Source organism: Pseudomonas sp. JBR1, assembly GCF_028198185.1.
GTDB lineage: Bacteria > Pseudomonadota > Gammaproteobacteria > Pseudomonadales > Pseudomonadaceae > Chryseomonas > Chryseomonas oryzihabitans_E.
Genome location: NZ_CP116340.1, coordinates 4,174,396 through 4,197,011, shown reverse-complemented (window position 1 = coordinate 4,197,011; position 22,616 = coordinate 4,174,396). Strand labels below are relative to the sequence as shown.

The following is a 22,616-nucleotide window of genomic DNA, read 5'->3' as shown; positions in this document are numbered from 1 at the left end:
GGTACGCCAAGGCCTGCCGGGTGCGCCGACGCAAGCAGGGGCTGAATGTCCACGATAGCCGAGAATAGCGCAACCGTACTCGAACGCATCGCCGTCGCCAGCCGGACGGCAGGCCGCGATCCCGCGACCGTCGGCCTGCTGGCGGTGAGCAAGACCAAGCCCGCCGCGGCGCTGCGGGAGGCCGCTGGCGCCGGCCTGCGCGACTTCGGCGAGAACTATCTGCAGGAGGCGCTGGACAAGCAACTGGAGCTGGCCGACCTGCCACTGGTGTGGCATTTCATCGGCCCCATCCAGTCCAACAAGACCCGCGCCATCGCCAGCCACTTCGACTGGGTGCATTCGGTGGATCGCCTGAAGATCGCCCAGCGCCTGGCCGAACAGCGTCTGCCCGAGCGCGGGCCACTGAACATCTGCCTGCAGGTCAACGTCAGCGGCGAAGCCAGCAAGTCCGGCTGCCACCCCGACGAACTCCCAGCGTTGGCCACTGCGGTGAGCCAGTTGCCCAACCTGCGTCTGCGTGGCCTGATGGCCATTCCCGAACCCACCGACGACCCTGCCAGCCAGCGCGCCGCCTTCGCCCGGCTGCGCACCCTAAGCGAGGCGCTGAACCTGGGCCTGGACACCCTGTCCATGGGCATGAGCCAGGATCTGGAAGCCGCCATCGCCGAGGGCGCCACCTGGGTCCGCGTCGGTACCGCTCTCTTCGGCGCCCGCGACTATGGCGCCGCCGCCTCTTCAACCTAGGAAGTCTCGATGAACGATACCCGCATCGCCTTCATCGGTGCCGGCAACATGGCCGGTGCCATCATCGGCGGGCTGCTCGCCCAGGGCGTGCCGGCCCGGCAGCTCAGCGCCAGCAATCGCAACCCGGCCAAGCGCGAGGCGCTGGCCCGGGACCACGGCATCCGCGTCGAGGCCAGCAACAGCGCCGTGCTCGACAACGCCGACGTGGTGGTGCTGGGCGTGAAGCCCCAGGTAATGGGCGAGGTCTGCCAGGAACTGGCCCCCCACCTGCGTCCGGAGCAGCTGATCGTCTCGGTCGCGGCCGGCATCACCTGCGCCAGCCTGACACGCTGGCTGGGCGAGCGACCGCTGGTGCGCTGCATGCCCAACGTGCCCTCGCAGCTGCGCCTGGGTGCCAGCGGCCTGTTCGCCAACGAGCAGGTCAGCCCGGAGCAACGCGACCGTGCCCAGGAAATACTCGCCGCGGTCGGCCTGGCCCTCTGGGTCGACGAAGAACAGCAGCTGGACGCGGTCACCGCCGTTTCCGGCAGCGGTCCGGCCTATTTCTTCCTGCTGATGGAAGCCATGACCCAGGCCGGCACCAAGCTCGGCCTGCCGGCCGCGGTGGCCGAACAGCTGACCCTGCACACCGCCCGCGGCGCCGCCGCCATGGCCTGCCAGGGCGAGCGCAGCCCCGAACAATTGCGTCGCTCGGTGATGTCGCCCAAGGGCACCACCGAACGCGCCATCGAAACCTTCCAAGCCGGGGCCTTCGAGGACCTGGTGGAAGAAGCCCTCACCGCCGCGGCCGACCGGGCTGCGGAACTGGCCCAGTTGCCGGATCGATAAGGAGTATCCATGTCCGCTTTCGCCCAAGCTCTCGTCTACGTCATCCAGACCCTTGGCAGCCTCTATCTGCTGATCATCCTGCTGCGCTTCATCCTGCAGCTGGTCCGGGCCGACTTCTACAATCCGCTGTCGCAATTCACCGTGCGCGCCACCCAGCCGCTGCTCAAGCCCGTGCGGCGCATCATTCCCGGCTTCGGTGGCGTCGATCTGGCGGCCCTGGTACTGGCGCTCCTGGTCCAGCTGGTGCTGATGATGGTCGTGGTGGTGCTGCTCGGCGCCAGCATCGGCGGCCTGTTCCCCGTCCTGCTGATCTGGGCCCTGCTGGGCGTGGCGTCGCTGTTCCTCAAGGTGTTCTTCTTTGCCCTGATCGTCAGCGTCATCCTCTCCTGGGTCGCGCCCCAGACCCACAACCCCGCCGCCGAGCTGGTCAACCAGATCTGCGAGCCACTGCTGGCGCCCTTCCGCCGTCTGCTGCCGAACCTGGGTGGGTTGGATCTGTCGCCGATCTTCGCCTTCATCGTGATCAACCTGCTGGATCGCTTCGTCATCGGCCAGCTGGCCGCGGCCACCGGCATGCCGCAGATCCTCGCCCCCTTCCTCTGACGTCAGAACAGCAGCACCACTCGCCCCTCCGCCACGACCGCCTGCCGCGTCGTGGCGGAGGCGGCATTGACGTCCTCCGGACGCTGGGGCACCGTCCAGCCTTTGCTGTTCAGGTCAAGGAAGTCCCCTATGGAACGCCTGTTCCGCCACGTCGATGCCTATGCCACGTGGAAAGCCGAACTCGATACCCAATTGGGCCGCTACCGCGACTGGTTGCAGCGTAATCGTCTGGCCTCCCCTGCCCTGGACGCCGCCCTGGCCAACTGTCAGAGCGAACTGCAAACCGATGGCATCACCCTGGCCTTCGCCGGTGAGTTCTCCCGCGGCAAGACCGAGCTGATCAACGCCCTCTTCTTCGCCGACTACGGCCAGCGCATGCTGCCGTCCCAGGCCGGGCGCACCACCATGTGCCCCACCGAGATCTTTTTCGACGCCCAGGCCGACGGCCCCTATCTGCAGCTGCTGCCCATCGACAGCCGTCTGGACGAGCGCAGCCTGGGCGCCTGGCGCCAGGCGCCCGAGGCCTGGCAGCGTTTCGCCCTGGATGACCGCCACCCGGACGCCATGGCCACCCTGCTGGCCAAGGTCACCGAGACGCGCGAGGTGGAAACCGCCACTGCCGTGCAGCTGGGTTTCGATCCAGAACAACTGGAGCAGATCGATGACGCCGGCCTGGTCAGCGTCCCGGCCTGGCGCCATGCCCTCATCAGCATCGATCATCCCTTGCTGCGCCAGGGCCTGCGCATCCTAGATACCCCCGGCCTCAACGCCCTGGGCGCCGAACCCGAGCTGACCCTGTCGCTGCTGCCCCATGCCCAGGCCGTGCTCTTTCTCATCGGTGCCGACACCGGGGTAACCGCATCGGACCTGGCGCTCTGGGAGCAGTGCGTCAAGCCCTCCCTGGGAGATGCGCCCGAGCGGCTGTTCGCGGTGATGAACAAGATCGACAGCCTCTGGGACGACCTCGGCGGCGTCGCCCATGTCGCCCAGTCCCTGGAAAACGTCCGCCAGGCCAGCGCCCGGCAACTGGCCCTGCCGGCCGATCACATCCTGCCGATGTCGGCCAAGCAGGCACTGCTGGGCAAGGTCCGTGGCGACCTGGAACTGCTGGCGCGCAGCCAGCTGGACAGCCTCGAACAGCTGCTCGCCGAACGCATCGTCGGCGCCCGCGAGCGTCTCCTGCAGCAGCGCATCGTGCAGCAGGCCAGTGGTCTGCTGGGTGCCAGCCGGACGCTCATCGAGCAGCGGCTGGAAGCCATTCGTGCGCAGTACGCGCAACTGGCCGACGAAGAACTGCCCGGCGCCGGACTGGAATTGCAGACCGCCCGTACGCGCCAGGAGTACGACCTGTACCACCGCCGCCTGCTGGACCTGCGCACCACCCAGAACATGCTGGCCGGCCAGCGCAAGCTGCTGACCGACCTGGTCGCCACCGACCGCCTGGACGCCCATCTGGAAACCGCCCGCCGGGAATTCCGCAGCAGCCTGACCACCGTCGGCATCAACCAGTCCATCGCCCGCTTCTTCCGCGTGGTCGAGCATGACCTGCTGGCCCTGGACAACGAGGCGGACCGGGCCAACAAGGTGCTTGGCGCGGTCTACCAGCGGCACAATGCGGAGAACCCCCTGCATCCGCTGGAAGCGCCGCGGTTGCGCATCCGCCCCTATGTCCGCGAGTTGCGCCAGCTGCAACTCAAGACCGAGGAGGTGCAGCGCCAGGTCAAGACCCTGCTCACCGAGCAGAGCGCCCTGGCCCGTCGCTTCTTCGCCACCGTGGCCCAGGAGGTCCAGGCGCTGCAGGAAGGCGCCCATGCCCAGGTGCTGCGCTGGAACGACGGCGCCCTGACCCCGCTGGTCCAGCACACCCGCGAGCAGAAGCAGCTGCTGGAAACCAGCATGCTGGCGCTCAAGCAGCTGACCCAGCAGAACCTCAACAGCCAGGAACAGGTGCGTCGGCTGCAGGTGCACGAGGACGTTCTGCATCGCCAGCTCAGCGAGGTCAGCGACATGCTCAAGCAGATCAGCCGGCCGGCGCCCTCCCAGCGCCACGACAACGTGGTCGCGCTGCCGCTGGCGCGGGTCGGCTAGCCCTGCCGGACACCCATGGCGCGGTCCTTGACCGCCGCGCTGTGCCTGCCCTTGCCGCTCCTGGCGACGCTCTTTAGACTGGCGAACCCCGCCCCGGACGAGCCGTCAATGCCCAGCGTCATTCCCGAAGATTCCGTCGGCCTGGTCACCCCCGAGCTGCTGCACTTCAGCGAGCCCCTGGCCCTGGCCTGTGGCCGCACCCTGCCGGCCTACGACCTGATGGTCGAGACCTATGGCGAGCTCAACGCCAATCGCAGCAATGCCGTACTGATCTGCCACGCGCTCTCCGGTCACCATCACGCGGCCGGCTACCACAGCCTCGACGACCGCAAGCCCGGCTGGTGGGACAGTTGCATCGGCCCCGGCAAGCCCATCGACACCCGCAAGTTCTTCGTGGTCGCCCTCAACAACCTGGGCGGTTGCAACGGCTCTACCGGCCCGAGCAGCCCCAACCCCGAGACCGGCCGGGCCTACGGCGCGGACTTCCCGGTGCTCACCGTGGAGGACTGGGTCAACAGCCAGGCGCGGCTGGCCGATCGCCTGGGCATCGGGCAGTGGGCGGCGGTGATCGGCGGTAGCCTGGGCGGCATGCAGGCGCTGCAGTGGACCATCAGCTATCCCGAGCGCATCCGCCACTGCCTGGCCATCGCCTCGGCGTCCAAGCTGTCGGCGGAAAACATCGCCTTCAACGAGGTGGCGCGCCAGGCCATCCTCTCGGACCCGGACTTCCATGCGGGCCACTTCCAGGAAAAGGGCGTGATCCCCAAGCGCGGCCTGATGCTGGCACGCATGGTCGGCCACATCACCTACCTGTCCGACGAGGCCATGGGCGCGAAATTCGGTCGCGAACTCAAGACCGATCAGCTCAACTACGACTTCCACAGCGTCGAATTCCAGGTGGAGAGCTACCTGCGCTACCAGGGCGAGGAATTCTCCGGCCGGTTCGACGCCAACACCTACCTGCTGATGACCAAGGCGCTGGACTACTTCGATCCGGCCCACGCCCACGGCGGCGACCTGGCCAAGACCCTGGCCGGGGTGCAGGCGCGCTTCCTGATCGTCTCCTTCACCACCGACTGGCGCTTCTCGCCGGCGCGTTCCAAGGAGATCGTCAATGCCCTGATGGCCGCGCGCAAGGACGTCAGCTACCTGGAAGTCGACGCGCCCCAGGGCCATGACGCCTTCCTCATCCCCATCCCGCGCTATCTGCAGGCCTTCTCCCACTACATGACCCGCATCGAGGTATAGCTGCCGTGCGCGCCGATCTGGACATCATTCAGGAATGGATCCCCGCTGGCAGCCGGGTCCTCGACCTCGGCTGCGGCACCGGCGAGTTGCTCGCCTGGCTGCGTGATCACAAGCAGGTCACCGGCTACGGCCTGGAGATCGACCCGGACAAGATCGCCGAATGCCTGCTCAAGGACGTCAACGTCATCGAGCAGGACCTTGACGGCGGCCTGGCCAACTTCGCCAGCGACAGCTTCGACGTGGTGGTGATGACCCAGTCGCTGCAGGCCATGCAGTACCCTGATCGCATCCTCCAGGAGATGCTCAGGGTCGGGCGCCAGTGCATCATCACCTTTCCCAATTTCGGCCACTGGCGTTGCCGGCTGTACCTGGGGGGCAAGGGGCGGATGCCGGTCTCGGACTTCCTGCCCTACACCTGGTACAACACGCCGAACATCCACTTCTGCACCTTCGAGGACTTCGAGCGCCTCTGCCGCGAACAGCGCGCCCGGGTACTGGATCGCCTCGCCGTGGACCGCCTGCATCGCCATGGCTGGGCCAGTCGCCTGTGGCCCAATCTGCTCGGCGAGATCGGCATCTACCGGGTCAGCGCCCCCCGCCTGCACGAGCATCACGTCGCCATATGACGTAAGGCATGGGTGGCGCGCCCAGCCTGGGCGTGGCTTCGCGTACAATACGCCGCCCTTCCCAACGTGACACGGTGCCCTCATGTCCGACCTTACCGAACTGGTCCTCGCCAGCCACAACGCCGGCAAGCTCAAGGAACTCCAGGCCATGCTCGGCGACCGGGTGCGGGTGCGCTCGGTGGGTGAGTTCAGCCAGGTGGAGCCCGAGGAAACCGGCCTGTCCTTTGTCGAGAATGCCATCCTCAAGGCGCGCAACGCGGCGCGTCTGTCCGGCCTGCCGGCCCTGGCCGACGATTCGGGGCTGGCGGTCGACGCCCTCGGCGGCGCTCCCGGTATCTATTCCGCGCGCTACGCCGATGGTCAGGGCGACGCGGCCAACAACGCCAAGCTGCTCGACACCCTGCGTGACATCCCCGACGCCGAGCGCACCGCCCAGTTCGTCTGCGTACTGGCCCTGGTACGCCACGCCGATGACCCGCTGCCGATCCTCTGCGAAGGTCTCTGGCCTGGCCGTATCCTGCACGCGGCCCAAGGCGAACACGGCTTCGGCTACGATCCGCTGTTCCAGCCCGACGGCGAAACGGTCTCCGCGGCCGAACTGGCCCCGGCGGAAAAGAACCAGCGCAGCCATCGCGCCCGCGCCATGGCCCAGCTCAAGCAACGGCTCCAGCTGTGACCGATACCTTTGCCCTGCCGCCACTGGCGCTCTACGTCCATATCCCCTGGTGCGTGCGCAAGTGCCCCTATTGCGACTTCAACTCCCATGCCGCTGGCCCGACGCTACCGGAAACGGAGTACGTCGACGCCCTGCTGGCGGATCTGGATCACGACCTGATCCACGTCCATGGCCGGCCGCTGACCTCGATCTTCTTCGGGGGCGGCACACCCAGTCTGTTTTCCGCTGACGCCCTGGGCCGACTGCTGGAGGGCGTGGCCCGGCGGCTGGCCTTCGCGCCGGACATCGAGATTACCCTGGAGGCCAACCCCGGCACCTTCGAGCAGGCCAAGTTCGTCGCCTATCGCGGGCTGGGCGTCAATCGGCTGTCCATCGGCATCCAGAGTTTCCAGGACGCCAAGCTCAAGGCCCTGGGGCGCATCCATGGGCGCGACGAAGCCGTCCGCGCCGCCGACCGGGCCCGCGCCGCCGGCTTCGACAATTTCAACCTGGATCTCATGCACGGCCTGCCGGAGCAGAGCGTCGCCGATGCCCTCGGCGATCTCGATCAGGCCATCGCCCTGGCGCCCACGCACCTGTCCTGGTACCAGCTGACCATGGAGCCCAATACGGTGTTCTGGAGCCAGCCGCCCGAGCTGCCCGAAGACGACACCCTCTGGGACATCCAGGAAGCCGGCCAGGCACGCCTGGCGGCCGCCGGCTACCAGCAGTACGAGACCTCCGCCTATGCCCAGCCCGGGCGCCAGGCGCGGCACAATCTCAACTACTGGGGTTTCGGCGACTTCCTCGGCATCGGCGCCGGTGCCCACGCCAAGCTCAGCGCGCCGGATGGCAGCCTGATGCGTACCTGGAAGACCCGTCTGCCTAGGGACTATCTCGATCCGGCCAGGGCTTTCCAGGCCGGTGCGAAGCGACTGGAACCGGCCGACCTGCCCTTCGATTTCATGATGAACGCCCTGCGCCTGGTGGACGGGGTACCCGCCGCCTGGTATCCGCAACGGACCGGCCAGTCGCTGGACAGCCTGGCGCCCGCGCTGGCGGCGGCGCGGCGGACCGGCCTGCTGGCGGAGGACGCGGAGCGTCTGCGTCCCACCGCCCGCGGCCAACTGTTCCTGAACGACCTCTTGCAATCCTTTCTACCTGACTGACGAGGAGCTCTGCCTTGGACTTCGTGCTCGACCATATCGCCGACCTCTCCCGCTGGAGCCGCAGCCACCTGGACGAGGTGGCCCTGGCGGTCACCGCTACCCTGCTGGTGCTGTTCGGCAGCCAGGTCAATGGCTTCATCCAGGCCCGCCTGGGCAGCCTGCCGACGGCCATCCGAATCCCGGCCTTCGCCCTGGCGAGCCTGGCCCTCTATGGCGCTGCCATGACCTTCCTGACGCCCTGGGTGGTCAAGGGACTCGCGCAGTTCAACAACTACGCCCTGGCCCCCGTGCTGCTGATCGGCGTCTGCCTGCTGGGCGTGCTGGCCGAGCGCAGAGGCTAATAGAGCACCGGCGCATAGTCCGTGGCGCCAGCCAGCAGCAGCAGACTTTCCAGCGACTGTGGTCGGCCGAGCAGGAAACCCTGAAAGGTATCCACGCCCAGGCTCTTGAGCAGCTCGAACTGCGCCTGGGTCTCCACGCCTTCGGCGACGATCTGCATGTTGAGCGCCCGGCACAGGCTGACGATACCGGCCAGCAATTGCCGCGAGCGCGCGTCACGATCCACCGACAGCAGGAAGCTACGGTCGATCTTGATGGTGTCGAACGACAGCCGGTGCAGATAGCTCAGCGACGAGTAACCGGTACCGAAGTCATCCATGGCCACGCGGAAGCCCTGGTCGCGCAGCCGGCCTAGGCGCCGTTCCGGCGTGCCGCGCTGCAGGAACACCGACTCGGTCACCTCCAGTTCCAGGGCCCGCGGCCGCACGCCAAACTCGGTGCAGGCGCGCTCCAGCACCAGGCCCAGCTCGTCATCCGCCACCTGACGTGCGGAGATGTTCACCGCCACCGGAATGTTCACCCCCGCCAACTGCAGATCACGGGCATAGGCGGCGGCACGCCGGATCGCTAGGCGGCCCAGGGAGGACGCCATGCCATTCTGCTCGGCCAGGGCGACGAAGACGCTGGGCAGCACCACCCCCACGCCGGGACACTCCCAGCGCGCCAACAGCTCGGCACTGACCAGGCGCCGCTGGGCATCGAACTTGGGTTGCAGGACGAACTTGATTTCTTCCGCCTCGATGGCGGCATGCAGGTGGGCCAGCAGCGTGACCTTGCGCAACGCTTCGGCGGTGAATTCCGGATCGTAGAAGCGTGCCCGGCTCTTGCCGGCGCTCTTGGCCGCGTACATGGCGGCATCGGCATTGCTGAGCAGGGTCTCGGCGTTCTGCCCGTCCTCGGGGCTCAAGCTCAGGCCTATGCTGGCGGATACCCGGATATCGTGCTCGGTGATACGTTGCGGCCGGCCGACCACCTGCAACAGACGCTCGGCGATCTGGCGGGCCTGACTGCGACCGTCCACCGCGACGGCGGCGACGAATTCATCGCCACCCCAACGCGCCAGGAGTTCGCCCTCCCCCAGACTGTCCTGCAAAGAGGCGCCCAGGGTTTTGAGTAGCTCATCACCCGTCTCGTGGCCCAAGGAGTCGTTGACCTCCTTGAACCCATCCACGTCGATGAACAGCACGGCCAGGCTACGGTCCGGCGCCAGGCCGCGCAGGCAGTCTTCGAAACGGCGATAGAAACCGGAACGGTTGGGCAGCTGGGTCAGGCCATCGCTCAGCGCCAGACGCTCCAGCGCCTGTTCGGCACGCTTGCGCTCGGTGATGTCACGTAGGCTAGCGATGACATAGCCCTCGGCTCCGCCTTCGCCGGCGAAACGACTGAGGCTGATCTCCATCGGCGTCGCACGCTTGGCCGAGACATGGAAACTGGCCTCGGACAGCGCATAGCCATGGCGCTCGAAGGCCTGGATGGCCGCCTCCGGCAGCTTGATGTAATGCGACAGGTACTGACCGGACACACTCTTGCCAGCGCTGAGCATCAGTCTGCACAGCGCCTCGTTGGCCTCGATGATCTGGCCACTTTCGCTCAGCACGGCCATGGCATCGCGGCACAGCGCGAAAGCCGAGGCCATCAGGTTCAGCGAGCGCTCGGTACGCTGGCGGGCGCTTCGCTCGACCTCTAGCTGGCGCAGGGCGTCCATTTCGGCCAGCGTGCCGTCCGACGGCTGGATCACCGCCCAAGCCCTGGCAGCTCGTGCTTATCGACTGACATCTCGCTTGTCCATGCACATTACGACAGGCTGGGCCCATCAAGGCAAAACGCCATCATGCCAAGAGCCTGTCGACTGCTCAACCACTGCTCATCAGCGACACGCGGTCAGTCGAGGCGTGCGAACTTCAAATCCCAGACACCGTGCCCCAGTCGTTCGCCACGGCGTTCGAACTTGGTGATGGGTCTCTCCTCAGGTCGTGGCACGTAGCCCGAGGCGTCGCCAAGGTTACGGAAACCCGGGGCGGCGTTCATGATCTCGAGCATGTGTTCGGCATAGGCCTGCCAATCCGTGGCCATGTGCAGCACCCCACCGACCTTGAGCTTCTGCCGCACCAGCTCGGCGAAGGCCGGCTGGACGATCCGACGCTTGTGATGGCGACTCTTGTGCCAGGGATCGGGAAAGAACAGCAGCACCCGGTCCAGACTGGCATCGGCCACACCCTGGCGCAGCACTTCCAGCGCATCGCAGCTGTAGACCCGCAGATTGGTCAGGCCCTGGGTCATGGCCCCGTTAAGCAGCGCACCGACGCCCGGACGATGCACCTCGACGCCGATAAAATCCTGCTCAGGTGCGGCGGCGGCCATTTCCAGGGTGGAATGGCCCATGCCGAAGCCGATCTCGAAGGTGCGCGGTGCCTGACGCCCGAACACCTGGTCGAAATCCTGGAGGCCGTCGGCCAGGTCCAGACCGAACCGCGGCCAACCCTGGTCAAGGCCACGTTGCTGGCCTTCGGTCATGCGGCCTGCGCGCATCACGAAGCTCTTGATGGTGCGCAGGGGGCGGTCGGGGGTCTGGTCGTCTTGATGATCGGTCATGGCATTATCGATAGTGAGAAAAAGAGACGCCCGGCAGGGGCCGGGCGCATGGAGGATAGCTCCAGGCCTTAGTTGACCAGGCCATCCAGCGGCGAGGACGCGGTCGCATAGAGCTTGCGCGGCATGCGCCCGGCCAGATAGGCCAGGCGGCCGGCGACGATGGCGTGCTTCATGGCTTCGGCCATCAGCACCGGCTCGCGGGCGTGGGCAATGGCGCTGTTCATCAGCACGGCTTCGCAACCCAGCTCCATGGCGATGGTGGCGTCGGAGGCGGTACCCACCCCGGCATCCACCAGCACCGGCACCTTGGCCTCCTCGAGGATAATGCGCAGGTTGTAGGGATTGCAGATGCCCAGACCCGAGCCGATCAGACCGGCCAGCGGCATGACGGCGATACAGCCGATGGCTTCCAGCTGGCGGGCGACGATGGGGTCGTCGCTGGTGTAGACCATGACGTCGAAGCCGTCGGCCACCAGGGTCTCGGCCGCCTTGAGGGTCTCGATGACGTTGGGGAACAGCGTCTTCTGGTCGGCCAGGACTTCCAGCTTGACCAGGTTGTGGCCGTCGAGCAGCTCTCGGGCCAGGCGGCAGGTGCGCACCGCTTCCACCGCGTCGTAGCAGCCGGCGGTGTTGGGCAGGATGGTGTAGCGCTCGGGCGAGATCACGTCGAGCAGGTTGGGCTCGCCGGGATTCTGGCCGATGTTGGTGCGGCGCACCGCCACGGTGACGATCTCGGCACCGGAGGCCTCGATGGCCAGCCGGGTCTCTTCGAGATCACGGTACTTGCCGGTGCCGACCAACAGGCGCGACTCATAGGTGCGCCCGGCCAGGGTCAAGGGAGTGTCTTTCATCTGGATTCCTCTTTCGCGGCTAGCCGCCGCCGATGGCGTGGACCACTTCCAGCCGGTCGCCGTCCACCAGAGCGGTGGTGGCGTGCTGGCTGCGCGGCACGATGTCGAGGTTGCGCTCCACCGCTACCCGCCGTCCGGTCAAGTCGAGACGCACGAGCAGGTCGGCGACGGTGGCACCGTCCGGCAATTCAAGGGATTCGCCGTTCAACAGGATCTGCATGGCAAAGGCATCGTCGCGGGGTGAGCCGGCATTCTACGCCGGTCGGGCGTTCATTGCAGCGGCGCCGGGCTTGGAACGACGGCCAGCGCTCGGTTAGAGGCTGCTCAGGCGCCAGGCCAGTATGGCCAGGCAGGCCCAGCCCGCGAGAAAGCACAACCCGCCAAAGGGGGTGATGATCCCCAGCCGCGACACGCCGGTAAGCGTCAGCAGGTAGAGGCTGCCGGAAAACAGCAGGATGCCAACGATGAAGAAGCCACCGGCCCAGGCCACCAGACGGCCCTGGAAGTGCAACGACAACAGGGCGACGCCGAGTAGCGCCAGGGCGTGGATGAGCTGGTAGAGCACGCCGGTCTGGAACACGGCCAGGTAGTCGGCGGACAGTCGCCCCTTGAGACCATGGGCGGCGAAGGCACCGAGCCCGACGCCGGTGAACCCGGCCAGGGCGGCGAACAGCAGGAAGAGACGCAACATGGGTTTTACCGGGCGATGGAAGAGAAGCGCTGGTTATAATGGCCCGCTAACCGCCAAAGACCAAGCCGATGCTGCTCACCCTCCTCCGCCGTCTCCTGCGTATCGCCCTCTGGTTCGCCGTCCTCAGTGCCGCCCTGGTGCTGGTCCTGCGCTGGGTGCCCCCACCGGGCAGCATGCTGATGGTCGAGCGCAAGGTCGAGTCCTGGATCGACGGCAAGCCCATCGACCTGCAGCGCGACTGGCGCCCTTGGAAGGAGCTGCCGGACGATCTCAAGATGGCGGTGATCGCCGGTGAAGACCAGCACTTCGCCGAGCACTGGGGGTTCGACATGGCGGCGATCCGCCAGGCCTTCAGCCACAACGAGGCCGGCGGCTCCCTGCGCGGCGCCAGCACCATCAGCCAGCAGACCGCCAAGAATCTCTTTCTCTGGAGCGGGCGCAGCTACCTGCGCAAGGCCTTCGAAGCCTGGTTCACCGTGCTCCTGGAAACCTTCTGGTCCAAGCAGCGCATCCTTGAGGTCTATCTCAACAGCGTGGAATGGGACGATGGCGTCTTTGGCGCCGAGGCTGCGGCCCGCCACCATTTCGGCATAGGCGCGCCCTACCTGTCCGACCGCCAGGCCAGCCTGCTGGCCGCCGTGCTGCCCAATCCTCGCGAATGGAGCCCGAGTCGTCCGAGCGCCTACGTCGCCGAACGCGCGGCCTGGATCCGCCAGCAGGAGCGCCAGCTGGGCGGCAGCGACTATCTGCGGCGGATGACCGGACAGTGAGCCAGGGGCAAATTCAGCAGGGATCGCCGGCGGATTTCGACCGCCTGCTGGCGGTCTGGGAAGAGGCGGTTCGGGCAACTCATGATTTTCTCGATGAAGCGGACATCGACCCGTTGCGCCGCCTGGTTCGCGACCACGCGCTGCCGGCCGTAGACTTGCGGGTCTACCGCGATGGCCAGGGCGTCATCCAGGGCTTCGCCGGTACTGACGGCGACCGCCTGGAGATGTTGTTCGTGTCCAACGCGGTCCGGGGCACCGGTATAGGGCGGCAACTGGTGGAGCAGGTCATCATCGAGTGGGGCATCCGCCACGTCGACGTCAACGAGCAAAATCCCCAGGCCCTGGGCTTCTATCGGCACCTTGGTTTCGCGCAGGTGGGCCGCTCTCCACTGGACGGCCAGGGCCGGCCCTTTCCGCTGCTGCACCTGCGCCTCGCTAAGGCCTAGCAAGGCAAGCGACAAACTTGTCCACCGTAAATCCCTTTCTCGACCCAGGCTCCCGGAACTGGAGCGTTCGCGGTTCGAGAGCGCTGTGGAGTCTGCTGCCCTGTGCAGGCGCTTGGGCAGCGTTCTTGGGCTCACGACCATAAAAAACCGCGCCCTGGGGCGCGGCTTTTCGATCACGAACCGGATCAGGCGGCGATGTTGCCCTTGAGCTTGTTCATCGCGTTCTTTTCCAGCTGGCGGATACGCTCCGCCGAGACGTTGTACTTGGCCGCCAACTCATGCAGCGTCGCCTTTTCCTCGGCCAGCCAGCGCTGGTAGAGGATGTCGCGGCTGCGATCGTCCAGGCGTTCCAGGGCCTCGTGCAGATTGGCCGTGGAGCTGTCGGTCCAGTCGGCCTCCTCCAGCTGGCGCGCCGGATCGTAACGGCTGTCTTCCAGGTACTGGGCTGGCGACTGGTAGGCAGCATCGTCGTCGGCATCGCTGGCCGGATCGAAGGCCATGTCCTGACCGGTCAGGCGGCTTTCCATCTCGCGCACTTCCCGGGGCTCGACGCCCAGGGTCTCGGCCACGCGATGGACCTCGTCATTGTTCAGCCAGGCCAGCCGCTTCTTCTGGCTGCGCAGGTTGAAGAACAGCTTGCGCTGCGCCTTGGTGGTGGCCACCTTGACGATGCGCCAGTTGCGCAGGATGAATTCGTGGATTTCGGCCTTGATCCAATGCACGGCAAAGGACACCAGGCGTACACCCATTTCGGGATTGAAGCGTTTCACGGCCTTCATCAGGCCGACATTGCCTTCCTGGATGAGGTCGGCCTGAGCCAGCCCATAGCCAGAATAGCTCTTGGCGATATGCACCACGAAACGCAGATGCGCGAGCACCAACTGGCGGGCGGCCTCGACGTCTTCCTTGTAGAAGAGGCGCTCGGCCAGTTCACGCTCCCGCTCCGGAGTGAGCAGCGGAATGCTGTTCACCGAATGCACATAGGCTTCCAGGCTGGCGCCAGGAACCAATGTAGGAACAGGTTGCAACGAAGTGGTCATGCGAATCCTCCGATTCACTAAGCACTGGACAGTCTAACACTGATTTTTTGGACAGCGCCAGACTAGCCGAGGTTCCCTTAACCCCAGCTGAAGACCGCCCTGAAAGGCCTGTGTCATCAGGGGTTTAGACCGTTTCCGGAGATGTCGGAAACGGTCGTTCGTCAGCGTGGAGCGAGCTCGCGCAAATGGCGGGCGACGGCCAGCCAGGCGCCTATGTAGCCGAGCAGCACGGCGCCGATCAGCAACTGTAGCCCGTCTTCGACGGCAACGCTGCCCAGGGCGAAATCGCTGCCATAGAGGCCGGCCAGATCCAGCACCGCGGCGTTGAGCCAATTGAGGCCAAACACCAGCAGCGCCCAGGCAGCGATGCCAGCGCCCAGGCCGAACAACGCGCCCATGTAGAGGAAGGGCCGGCGCACGTAGCCGTCGGTGCCACCCACCAGCTTGACCACCTCGATCTCGGTACGGCGATTCTCGATGGCCAGGCGGATGGTATTGCCGATCACCAGCAACAGGGCGATCACCAGCACCACGGTCAGGCCGAAGACGAAGCGCTCGCCCAGCTTGAGGATGGCGGTGAGACGCTCGACCCACTGCATGTCCAGCTGCACCTGCTGCACGCCGTTCATTTCGGCCAGCTGACTGCGCAGCATGTCGAGGCGGCTCTTGTCGACTTCCTTGGGCGTCACCGCGATGACGCCAGGCAGCGGGTTCTGCGGCAATTCGCGCAGCGCCTCGCCAAGGCCGGCGTCCTGCTGCAATTCCTTCAAGGCATCGTCCGGACTGATCCAACGGGCCTCGGCCACATCGGGCAGGACCTTGATCTGACTCATCAGCACCTCGGCCTGGTCCTGACCGGTGCGCAGGTCGAGGAACACCGAGATCTGTGCCGCGCGCTGCCAGGAACCACCCAGGCGCTCGACGTTCTTCAGCAGCAGCGACACGCCCATGGGCAGCGCCAGGGCGATGCCCATCACCAGGCAGGTGAGAAAGGTACCTATGGGCTGCTGCACCATGCGCCTGAGGCTGTCCCTCAGGCCGGTGCGGTGGGCTTCGAGGTAGGCGTGCAGCGGGCTGTGCCAGTCGCTCTTGGGTTTCTTCGGGGCCTGGCGCTGCGGACGCTGGGGCTTGCCGCCCTGCTCCTGGCCACGGGGCAGTTCAGTGGCGCTCATGGCTGGCTCTCCTCTTCGTCGCCGATCAGGCGGCCGCGCTGCAGGGTCAGCATGCGATGGTGCAGGCGGGCGATGAGGGCATGGTCGTGGCTGGCGATCAGTACCGTGGTGCCCAGGCTGTTGATGTCTTCGAAGACACCCATGATTTCCGAGGCCAGGCGCGGATCGAGGTTGCCGGTGGGTTCATCGGCGAGCAGCAGGGCCGGGCGATGCACCACGGCACGGGCGATGCCGACCCGTTGCTGCTGGCCGGTGGACAGCTCGGCCGGATAGTCGTCGAGCTTGTCCTTGAGGCTGACCCGCTCCAGGGCGGCGGCCACACGCTTGGCGATCTCGGGCTTGGACAGCCCGAGGATCTGCAGCGGCAGGGCGACGTTGTCGAACACGGTGCGGTCGTACAGCAGCTGGTGATTCTGGAAGACCACGCCGATCTGCCGGCGCAGGAAGGGAATCTGCGCATTGGTGATGCGCGAGATGTCCTGGCCGGCCAGGGTCAGCTTGCCACCGGTGGGGCGCTCCATGGCCAGGATCAGCCGCATCAGGGTGCTCTTGCCGGCGCCGGAGTGACCGGTGACGAAGAGGATCTCGCCGCGTTCGGCACGGAAGCTCAGCTCCTGCAGGCCGACGTGACCGTTGGGATAGCGCTTGGAGACGCGGTCGAACTGGATCATGAGACGCCACGCTCCGCGAACAGGGCCTGGACGAAGGGACGCGCCTCGAAGGGCCGCAGGTCGTCGATGCCTTCGCCGACGCCGACATAGCGGATCGGCAGGGCGCTCTGCTTGGCCAGGGCGAAGATCACCCCGCCCTTGGCGGTGCCGTCGAGCTTGGTCAGCGCCAGACCGGTCAGGGGGACCGCATTGTGGAACTGCTTGGCCTGGTTGAGGGCGTTCTGGCCGGTACCGGCATCCAGCACCAGCAGGGTCTCGTGGGGCGCTGCCTCGTCCAGCTTGCCGATCACCCGGCGTACCTTGCGCAGCTCTTCCATGAGGTTGTCCTTGGTGTGCAGGCGGCCGGCGGTGTCGGCGATCAGCACATCGACGCCCCGGGCCTTGGCGGCTTGCACGGCGTCGAAGATCACCGAGGCGGAGTCGGCACCGGTGTGCTGGGCAATCACCGGGATGCGGTTGCGCTCGCCCCAGACCTGCAGCTGCTCCACGGCGGCCGCGCGGAAGGTGTCTCCAGCGGCCAGCATGACCTTCTTGCCTTCGTTCTGCAGGCGCTTGGCCAGCTTGCCGATGGTGGTGGTCTTGCCGGCGCCATTCACGCCGACCACCAGGATGACGTAGGGCTTGTGCGAGGTGTCGATCACCAGCGGCTGCTCCACCGGCAGCAGCATCTCGGTAAGCTCCTGCTGCAGGGCCTGGTACAGCGCCTCGCTGTCGGCCAACTGCTTGCGCGCCACCTTTTGCGTCAGGTTGCGCATGATGACGCCGGTGGCCTCGACGCCGACGTCGGCGGTCAGCAGACGCGTCTCCAGCTCTTCGAGCAGGTCGTCGTCGATAGCCTTCTTGCCAAGGAACAGGCTGGCCATGCCTTCGCCGAGGCTGGCACTGGTCTTGGACAAGCCCTGGCGCAGGCGGGCGAAGAAACCCAGCTTGGCCGGTTCGGCGGCTGCCGCGACCACGTGCGGAGCAGGCTCGGGCTCCGGCTCGGGTTCAGAAGCCACGACCGGTTCGGGAACCGGGGGCAACGGCGCAGCGGGCACGACTGGCGCAGATGCGGGCTCTGCGACGGGCTCCGGAACAACCGGAGGCAGCGGCGTGACGGGTGCAACTGGTGCCGGGGCGGGCTCGGCGACCGGCTCAGGCTCAGGCTCAGGCTCCACGAACGGCTCTAGTTCGACCGGCGGCACGATGGGATCGGCCACCAGGGGCTCGACCAGCGCCGTCAGGGCAACCGGCGACGGCGCCTCCTCTTCGGCCACCGGTACCGGTGCCATCGAGGGAATCGCCTCAGGCGGCTCGGGCACTGGCTCCGGATGCTGCACCGGCTCGCTGGCCAGCGGCTCGGGCAAGCGCTCTTCCGGCGTGGCTGCGGGCACTTCGGCAGGCGTTTCTACGGGTTCGGCGGTCTTCTTGCGGAACCAGCCGAACAGGCCTTTCTTCTCCGTGGGGGGAGACTTCTTGTCGTCGGATCCAAACATGCGGGGCTCTGTATCGAACGGACGATCAGGCTGCGGGAGCTCCGCCAGGCGGCGCTCGACCGTCAGGCATGGCCGTCGGGAAAAGGGATGCGTATCCTAGCAGCCTGCCGGGCGGAAGACCTCCCCGTCGGCGAAAAACGCGCGACCGTCCCCAGGACGCAGCCGCTTCGTCCCCTACCGCGCTACAAGGCCTGCTCTCGCAATGCCCGCCTCCCGCTCCCGTCGGACCACCCTGGTCGCCCTGCTCGGCCTGCTTCCTACCCTCGCCCTCGCGGCTGCCAGCCAGCAGCACACCGAGGAGTTCACCCTCGACAATGGCCTGAAGCTGGTGGTCCGCGAAGATCATCGGGCACCGGTCGCCGTGGTGCAGCTCTGGTATCGCGTGGGTTCGAGCCTGGAGGCGCCCGGCGCGACCGGGCTCTCCCATGCCCTCGAACACCTGATGTTCAAGGGCAGCCGCAAGCTGGGCGCGGGCGAGGCCTCGCACCTGCTGCGCGACCTGGGCGCCGAGGAAAACGCCTTCACCACCGACGACTACACCGTCTACTACCAGCTGCTTGCCCGCGACCGCCTGCCGGTCGCCCTGGAGCTGGAAGCCGATCGCATGGCTCATCTGCTCCTGGCGCCCGACGAGGTCACCCGGGAACTGGAAGTGATCAAGGAAGAACGCCGGCTGCGCACCGATGACCGCCCGGAGGCACTGTCCTTCGAGCGCTTCAAGGCGGCGGCCTACCCTGCCAGCGGCTATCGCAACCCCACCATCGGCTGGCCCCAGGACCTGCAGCGCCTGACCGTGGACGACCTCAGACGCTGGTACCACGCCTGGTATGCGCCCAATAACGCCACCCTGGTGGTGGTGGGCGATGTCGAACCTGCGGTGATCCGCGCCGAGGTGCAACGCTGGTTCGGCGCCATCCCCCGCAGCGATCTGCCCGCACCCAGGCGTCCGCTGGAACTGCCTGCGCCAGGTGAGCGCCGCCTGGCGTTGCAGGCCCGCGAGGTACCCAGCCTGCTGATGGGCTTCAACGTGCCCAGCCTGGCCACCGCCACCCAGCCGCGCGACGCCTATGCCCTGCAACTGCTTGCCGCCCTGCTCAGCGGCGGCTCGGGCGCACGTCTGCCCAGTCGCCTCGAACGGGGGCAGGAAGTGGCCAGCAGCGTGCGCGCCGCCTATGGCGCCTACACCCGCGGTGACAGTCTGTTCCTGCTCAGCGGCATGCCCAATACCCAGCGCGGCAAGACCCTCGAGCAGCTGGAAGCAGCCTTCTGGGACCAGTTGGACACCCTCAAGCGCGAACCACCCAGCGCCGAGGAGGTGGCACGGGTCCGTGCCCTGCTGGTGGCCGGGCTGGTCTATGGCCGCGACTCCATCACCGCCCAGGCCAGCAGCATCGGCCAGCTGGAAAGCGTCGGCCTCGGCTGGCGCCAGGGGGATCTGCTGCTCGATGAGCTGGGCAAGGTCACCCCCGATGACCTCCGCCGGGTGGCCCGCACCTACTTCACCCGCGAGCGCCTGACCCTGGGCCAGCTGCGTCCCGAACCCGCCGCGGAGGCCCGTCGATGAAACGCCTGCTCAGCCTTTCGCTGTGCCTGCTCGCGGGCTGCCAGGCCCCTTCGCCGGTCGGCGACCTGGCGCGCGCCTATCCCGCCGTGGATAGCCTGAAGACCCTCAAGGCGGCACCGCCCTTGGGCCGCCAGCTGGATATCCAGCGCTGGCGTACCGCCGAGGGCGCCCAGGTGCTGTTCGTGCCGGCGCCGGAATTGCCGATGTTCGATGTGCGCCTGATCTTTGCCGCCGGCAGCAGCCGGGACGGCGCCAGCCCAGGCCTCGCCATGCTGACCAACGGCCTGCTCAACGAAGGCACCCCGGGACGCGATGCCGGCGCCATCGCCGATGGCTTCGAGCGCCTGGGCGCCGACTTCAGCAACGGCGCCTATCGCGACCAGGCCGTAGCCGGCCTGCGCACCCTTGCCGATCCCGCCCACAGCGAGCCAGCCCTGGCACTGCTCGCCGACGTGGTCGGCCGCCCGACCTTTCCTGCCGAGGCCATCCAGCGCATCCGCGACCAGCTGCTGACCCTGATCGCCGCCAGTCGCCGTGAACCGGCGAGCCTTGCCGGCGAGGCCCTGCAGCAGCACCTCTATGGCAGCCACCCCTATGCCCACTCACCGCTCGGTACGGCAGCCAGCCTGGCACGCCTCGATGCCGCCAGCCTGCAGGCCTTCCATGGCCGGGCCTATGCCGCCGGCAATGCCGTGATCGCCATCACGGGCGATCTGGATCGCGCCCGGGCCGAACGGATCGCCGCCCAGCTGTCGCGTGCCCTGCCCCGCGGCCCCGCGCTGCCGCCGCTGCCCGCGCCGGTCCCCGCCGTACCGGCACAAGTGGCGCTGGAGGTCCCGGCCCAGCAGACCCGCCTGCTGCTCGGCCAGCTCGGCATCACCCGCCGCGATCCCGACTACGCGGCCCTGTTCGTCGGCAACCAGATCCTTGGCGGCGGCGGTTTCGGCAGTCGCCTGATGACCGAATTGCGTGAACGCCGTGGCCTCACCTATGGCGTCAGCTCGGGCTTTACACCGATGCGCCAGCCGGGCCCCTTCACCATCGGCCTGCAGACCCGCGCCGAACTGGGCGATGCCACCCTGGCGCTGGTCCGCGACCTGCTGCGCGACTACCTGGCCCAGGGCCCGACCCAGGCCGAACTGGACCGCGCCAAGCGGCAGATCGAAGGCAGCTTTCCGCTGACCAATGCCAGCAACGGCGCCATCGTCGCCCAGTTGGGCAATATCGGTTTCTATGACCTGCCCAGCAGCTACCTGGACGACTTCCTCCAGCAGGTCCGTAGCCTGACGGTGGATCAGGTGCATGCCGCCCTGCAGCGTCACCTGGATCCGGCCAACTTCGTGGTGGTCACCGCCGGCCCCCGGGTCGCCCAGCAACCGCTGCCGCCGCCCCGCCCCCTTCCCACCTTGCCGCCCAGCGGCGTTCCGGAGCACTAGCATGGCCCAGAAGCCCGCCAACCAACTGCGCATCATCGGTGGCGACTGGCGCAGCCGGCGCTTCGCCTTTCCCGATGCCCTGGGCTTGAGGCCTACCCCGGATCGGGTGCGCGAGACCCTGTTCAACTGGCTGGCCGTGGTGACGCCTGGCGCCCGAGTCCTGGACCCCTTCGCCGGCAGCGGCGCGCTGCTGCTGGAAGCCCTCTCCCGCGGCGCCGGTCAGGCTTTGGCCTTCGACCTCAACGCCCAGGCGGTCAATGCCCTGCGCGGTCATCTGCAGACCCTGGGCTGCGCGCACGCCGAGGTACGCCAGACCGATGCCCTCCAGGCGCTGGCCAAGCCCGTGGAGACGCCTTTCGACCTGGTGTTTCTCGACCCGCCCTTTGGCAAGGACCTGCTGGAGCCGGCCTGCGCGGCTCTTGAAACCCAGGGCTGGCTCGCCGCGGACGCCTGGATCTACACCGAGAGCGAAACCCAGCCCTCCCGGCTGACCCTGCCCGCGACCTGGCAGTTGCACCGCGAGAAGAAGGCTGGCAACGTCCACTACGCCCTCTGGCACCGCCAGGCGTGAGCGGCGCACCCTTTCGGCCGGCACGCTGGCTACCCGGCCCACACCTGCAGACCCTCTGGGGCTCGTTGTGGCGGCGTCTGCCGCCCATCACCCGACCTCGCGAACGGCTGTGGCTGGAGGATGGCGACTTCCTGGATCTGGACTGGTACCACGCCGAGGACCCACGGGCGCCGCTGGTGCTGATCGCCCATGGCCTCACCGGCAGCTCCGGCTCCCACTATGTGCTCGGGCTGCAATTCGCCCTCGCCGCCCGCGGCTGGGCCAGCGTCGGCCTCAACTGGCGTGGCTGCTCCGGCGAGCCCAACCGCCTGCCGCGCGGCTATCACTCCGGCGTCAGCGACGACCTGGCGGCGGTGGTCCGCCACCTGCAGATCAGCCGCCCGGACGCACCGCTGTATGCCGTGGGCTTCTCCCTGGGCGGCAATGTCCTGCTCAAATACCTGGGCGAACACGGCGCGCAAAGCGGACTGAGGGCCGCGGCGGCGGTCTCGGTGCCCTTTCGCCTGGACCTCTGCGCCGATCGCATCGGCATCGGCTTCTCGCGTATCTATCAGCGGCACTTCATCCGTGAACTGGCGCGCTACGTACGCGACAAGCAGGCGCTGTTCGATCAGGAGCGCCACCCCGAGCAGCACGAGATCCTCGCGCGCCTGGGGCCACCCGAAGGGCTCAAGACCTTCTGGGATTTCGACGACAGGTACACCGCGCCGCTGCACGGCTTTCGCGATGCCCAGGACTATTACCGCCAGGCTTCCAGCCGCTACCACCTGGGCGGCATCCGCATCCCCACCCTGCTGATCCAGGCCGAGGACGACCCCTTCATCGGCACCGACGCCTTGCCAGCACGCGCCGAACTGGCGCCCGGCACCCTGTTCGAGCGCCTGCCCCATGGCGGACACGTGGGTTTCATCGGCGGCACTTTCCGCCACCCCGATTACTATCTGGAAAGACGCATTCCCGACTGGCTGGTCAGCCAGCAGACCTCGCCATCCGGCCGATAAACGCCCACGGGTCGGCGATCCCGCCCCCTGTCGCCT

The 22,616-nt window shown here is 67.3% G+C and carries 24 protein-coding genes; 15 read left to right on the top strand and 9 right to left on the bottom strand.

Going from position 1 to position 22,616, the window contains the following annotated elements; genetic code table 11:
• Positions 1–45 precede the first annotated feature (45 nt).
• The 9 genes from PJ259_RS19475 (at position 46) to PJ259_RS19435 (ending at position 8,302) form a co-directional block, all read left to right on the top strand.
• The gene (locus PJ259_RS19475; protein ID WP_271653868.1) at positions 46–744 is read left to right on the top strand and encodes a YggS family pyridoxal phosphate-dependent enzyme; all 699 of its coding nucleotides are present in this window, start codon (positions 46–48) and stop codon (positions 742–744) included.
• Between the two features lie 9 nt (positions 745–753).
• Positions 754–1,572 carry a pyrroline-5-carboxylate reductase gene (gene proC, locus PJ259_RS19470; protein WP_271653867.1) on the top strand — a complete coding sequence of 273 codons (819 nt, stop codon included), beginning with the start codon at positions 754–756 and terminating at the stop codon, positions 1,570–1,572.
• A gap of 9 nt (positions 1,573–1,581) precedes the next feature.
• Positions 1,582–2,175, top strand: coding sequence for a YggT family protein (locus PJ259_RS19465; protein ID WP_271653866.1), 594 nt, complete (start codon positions 1,582–1,584; stop codon positions 2,173–2,175).
• Between the two features lie 129 nt (positions 2,176–2,304).
• Positions 2,305–4,263, top strand: a complete 1,959-nt coding sequence (locus tag PJ259_RS19460) for a dynamin family protein (protein ID WP_271653865.1) — start codon at positions 2,305–2,307, stop codon at positions 4,261–4,263.
• Positions 4,264–4,371: 108 nt separating this feature from the next.
• Positions 4,372–5,511 (top strand): homoserine O-succinyltransferase MetX, encoded by a 1,140-nt coding sequence (metX, locus tag PJ259_RS19455; RefSeq protein WP_271653864.1) that lies wholly within the window; start codon positions 4,372–4,374, stop codon positions 5,509–5,511.
• Between the two features lie 5 nt (positions 5,512–5,516).
• Positions 5,517–6,137 (top strand): methionine biosynthesis protein MetW, encoded by a 621-nt coding sequence (metW, locus tag PJ259_RS19450; protein WP_059313539.1) that lies wholly within the window; start codon positions 5,517–5,519, stop codon positions 6,135–6,137.
• Positions 6,138–6,219: 82 nt separating this feature from the next.
• Entirely contained in the window at positions 6,220–6,813 is a 594-nt protein-coding gene (rdgB, locus tag PJ259_RS19445) for an RdgB/HAM1 family non-canonical purine NTP pyrophosphatase (protein ID WP_271653863.1), read from the top strand.
• Entirely contained in the window at positions 6,810–7,961 is a 1,152-nt protein-coding gene (hemW, locus tag PJ259_RS19440; RefSeq protein WP_271653862.1) for a radical SAM family heme chaperone HemW, read from the top strand. Before rdgB ends, hemW begins: the two co-directional genes overlap by 4 nt.
• 14 nt (positions 7,962–7,975) lie before the next feature.
• On the top strand, positions 7,976–8,302 hold the full coding sequence (locus PJ259_RS19435; RefSeq protein WP_059313536.1) for a DUF3392 family protein: 327 nt from the start codon (positions 7,976–7,978) through the stop codon (positions 8,300–8,302).
• Here the strand turns inward: PJ259_RS19435 and PJ259_RS19430 are convergent.
• The 5 genes from PJ259_RS19430 to PJ259_RS19410 form a co-directional block, all read right to left on the bottom strand.
• Positions 8,299–10,038 (bottom strand): putative bifunctional diguanylate cyclase/phosphodiesterase, encoded by a 1,740-nt coding sequence (locus PJ259_RS19430; protein WP_271653861.1) that lies wholly within the window; start codon positions 10,036–10,038, stop codon positions 8,299–8,301. The genes PJ259_RS19435 and PJ259_RS19430 overlap by 4 nt on opposite strands.
• A gap of 143 nt (positions 10,039–10,181) precedes the next feature.
• Entirely contained in the window at positions 10,182–10,853 is a 672-nt protein-coding gene (trmB, locus tag PJ259_RS19425) for a tRNA (guanosine(46)-N7)-methyltransferase TrmB (RefSeq protein WP_271655897.1), read from the bottom strand.
• Positions 10,854–10,960: 107 nt separating this feature from the next.
• Complete coding sequence (locus PJ259_RS19420; RefSeq protein WP_059313533.1) at positions 10,961–11,743, bottom strand: thiazole synthase; 783 nt, start codon at positions 11,741–11,743, stop codon at positions 10,961–10,963.
• Between the two features lie 19 nt (positions 11,744–11,762).
• Complete coding sequence (gene thiS, locus PJ259_RS19415) at positions 11,763–11,963, bottom strand: sulfur carrier protein ThiS (RefSeq protein WP_017640999.1); 201 nt, start codon at positions 11,961–11,963, stop codon at positions 11,763–11,765.
• Positions 11,964–12,056: 93 nt separating this feature from the next.
• On the bottom strand, positions 12,057–12,434 hold the full coding sequence (locus PJ259_RS19410) for a DUF423 domain-containing protein (protein ID WP_271653860.1): 378 nt from the start codon (positions 12,432–12,434) through the stop codon (positions 12,057–12,059).
• A 68-nt stretch (positions 12,435–12,502) separates the two neighbouring features.
• On the opposite strand from PJ259_RS19410, the gene mtgA reads away from it, so the two are divergent.
• Both mtgA and PJ259_RS19400 read left to right on the top strand, forming a co-directional pair.
• Positions 12,503–13,204, top strand: a complete 702-nt coding sequence (gene mtgA, locus PJ259_RS19405; RefSeq protein WP_271653859.1) for a monofunctional biosynthetic peptidoglycan transglycosylase — start codon at positions 12,503–12,505, stop codon at positions 13,202–13,204.
• Positions 13,201–13,650, top strand: a complete 450-nt coding sequence (locus PJ259_RS19400; RefSeq protein ID WP_271653858.1) for a GNAT family N-acetyltransferase — start codon at positions 13,201–13,203, stop codon at positions 13,648–13,650. Before mtgA ends, PJ259_RS19400 begins: the two co-directional genes overlap by 4 nt.
• Positions 13,651–13,835: 185 nt before the next feature.
• Here PJ259_RS19400 and rpoH read toward each other — a convergent pair whose 3' ends face one another.
• The 4 genes from rpoH to ftsY form a co-directional block, all read right to left on the bottom strand.
• On the bottom strand, positions 13,836–14,690 hold the full coding sequence (gene rpoH / locus PJ259_RS19395; protein WP_026083834.1) for an RNA polymerase sigma factor RpoH: 855 nt from the start codon (positions 14,688–14,690) through the stop codon (positions 13,836–13,838).
• A gap of 161 nt (positions 14,691–14,851) precedes the next feature.
• A complete protein-coding gene (ftsX, locus tag PJ259_RS19390) occupies positions 14,852–15,862 on the bottom strand; it encodes a permease-like cell division protein FtsX (RefSeq protein ID WP_271653857.1) in 1,011 nt (336 codons plus the stop codon).
• Positions 15,859–16,533, bottom strand: a complete 675-nt coding sequence (gene ftsE / locus PJ259_RS19385) for a cell division ATP-binding protein FtsE (protein WP_007161647.1) — start codon at positions 16,531–16,533, stop codon at positions 15,859–15,861. Before ftsE ends, ftsX begins: the two co-directional genes overlap by 4 nt.
• On the bottom strand, positions 16,530–18,008 hold the full coding sequence (gene ftsY / locus PJ259_RS19380) for a signal recognition particle-docking protein FtsY (protein WP_271653856.1): 1,479 nt from the start codon (positions 18,006–18,008) through the stop codon (positions 16,530–16,532). The genes ftsE and ftsY overlap by 4 nt, the downstream gene beginning before the upstream one ends.
• Positions 18,009–18,210: 202 nt before the next feature.
• Here ftsY and PJ259_RS19375 point away from each other — a divergent pair, with 202 nt between their 5' ends.
• From PJ259_RS19375 to PJ259_RS19360, 4 genes are read left to right on the top strand one after another with little or no spacing between them, the layout of a single operon-like run.
• On the top strand, positions 18,211–19,572 hold the full coding sequence (locus tag PJ259_RS19375; protein WP_271653855.1) for a M16 family metallopeptidase: 1,362 nt from the start codon (positions 18,211–18,213) through the stop codon (positions 19,570–19,572).
• Complete coding sequence (locus PJ259_RS19370; RefSeq protein ID WP_271653854.1) at positions 19,569–21,008, top strand: M16 family metallopeptidase; 1,440 nt, start codon at positions 19,569–19,571, stop codon at positions 21,006–21,008. Before PJ259_RS19375 ends, PJ259_RS19370 begins: the two co-directional genes overlap by 4 nt.
• Position 21,009: 1 nt before the next feature.
• A complete protein-coding gene (gene rsmD / locus PJ259_RS19365) occupies positions 21,010–21,579 on the top strand; it encodes a 16S rRNA (guanine(966)-N(2))-methyltransferase RsmD (protein ID WP_271653853.1) in 570 nt (189 codons plus the stop codon).
• Positions 21,576–22,580 (top strand): hydrolase, encoded by a 1,005-nt coding sequence (locus tag PJ259_RS19360; RefSeq protein WP_271653852.1) that lies wholly within the window; start codon positions 21,576–21,578, stop codon positions 22,578–22,580. The genes rsmD and PJ259_RS19360 overlap by 4 nt, the downstream gene beginning before the upstream one ends.
• Positions 22,581–22,616: the final 36 nt, after the last annotated feature.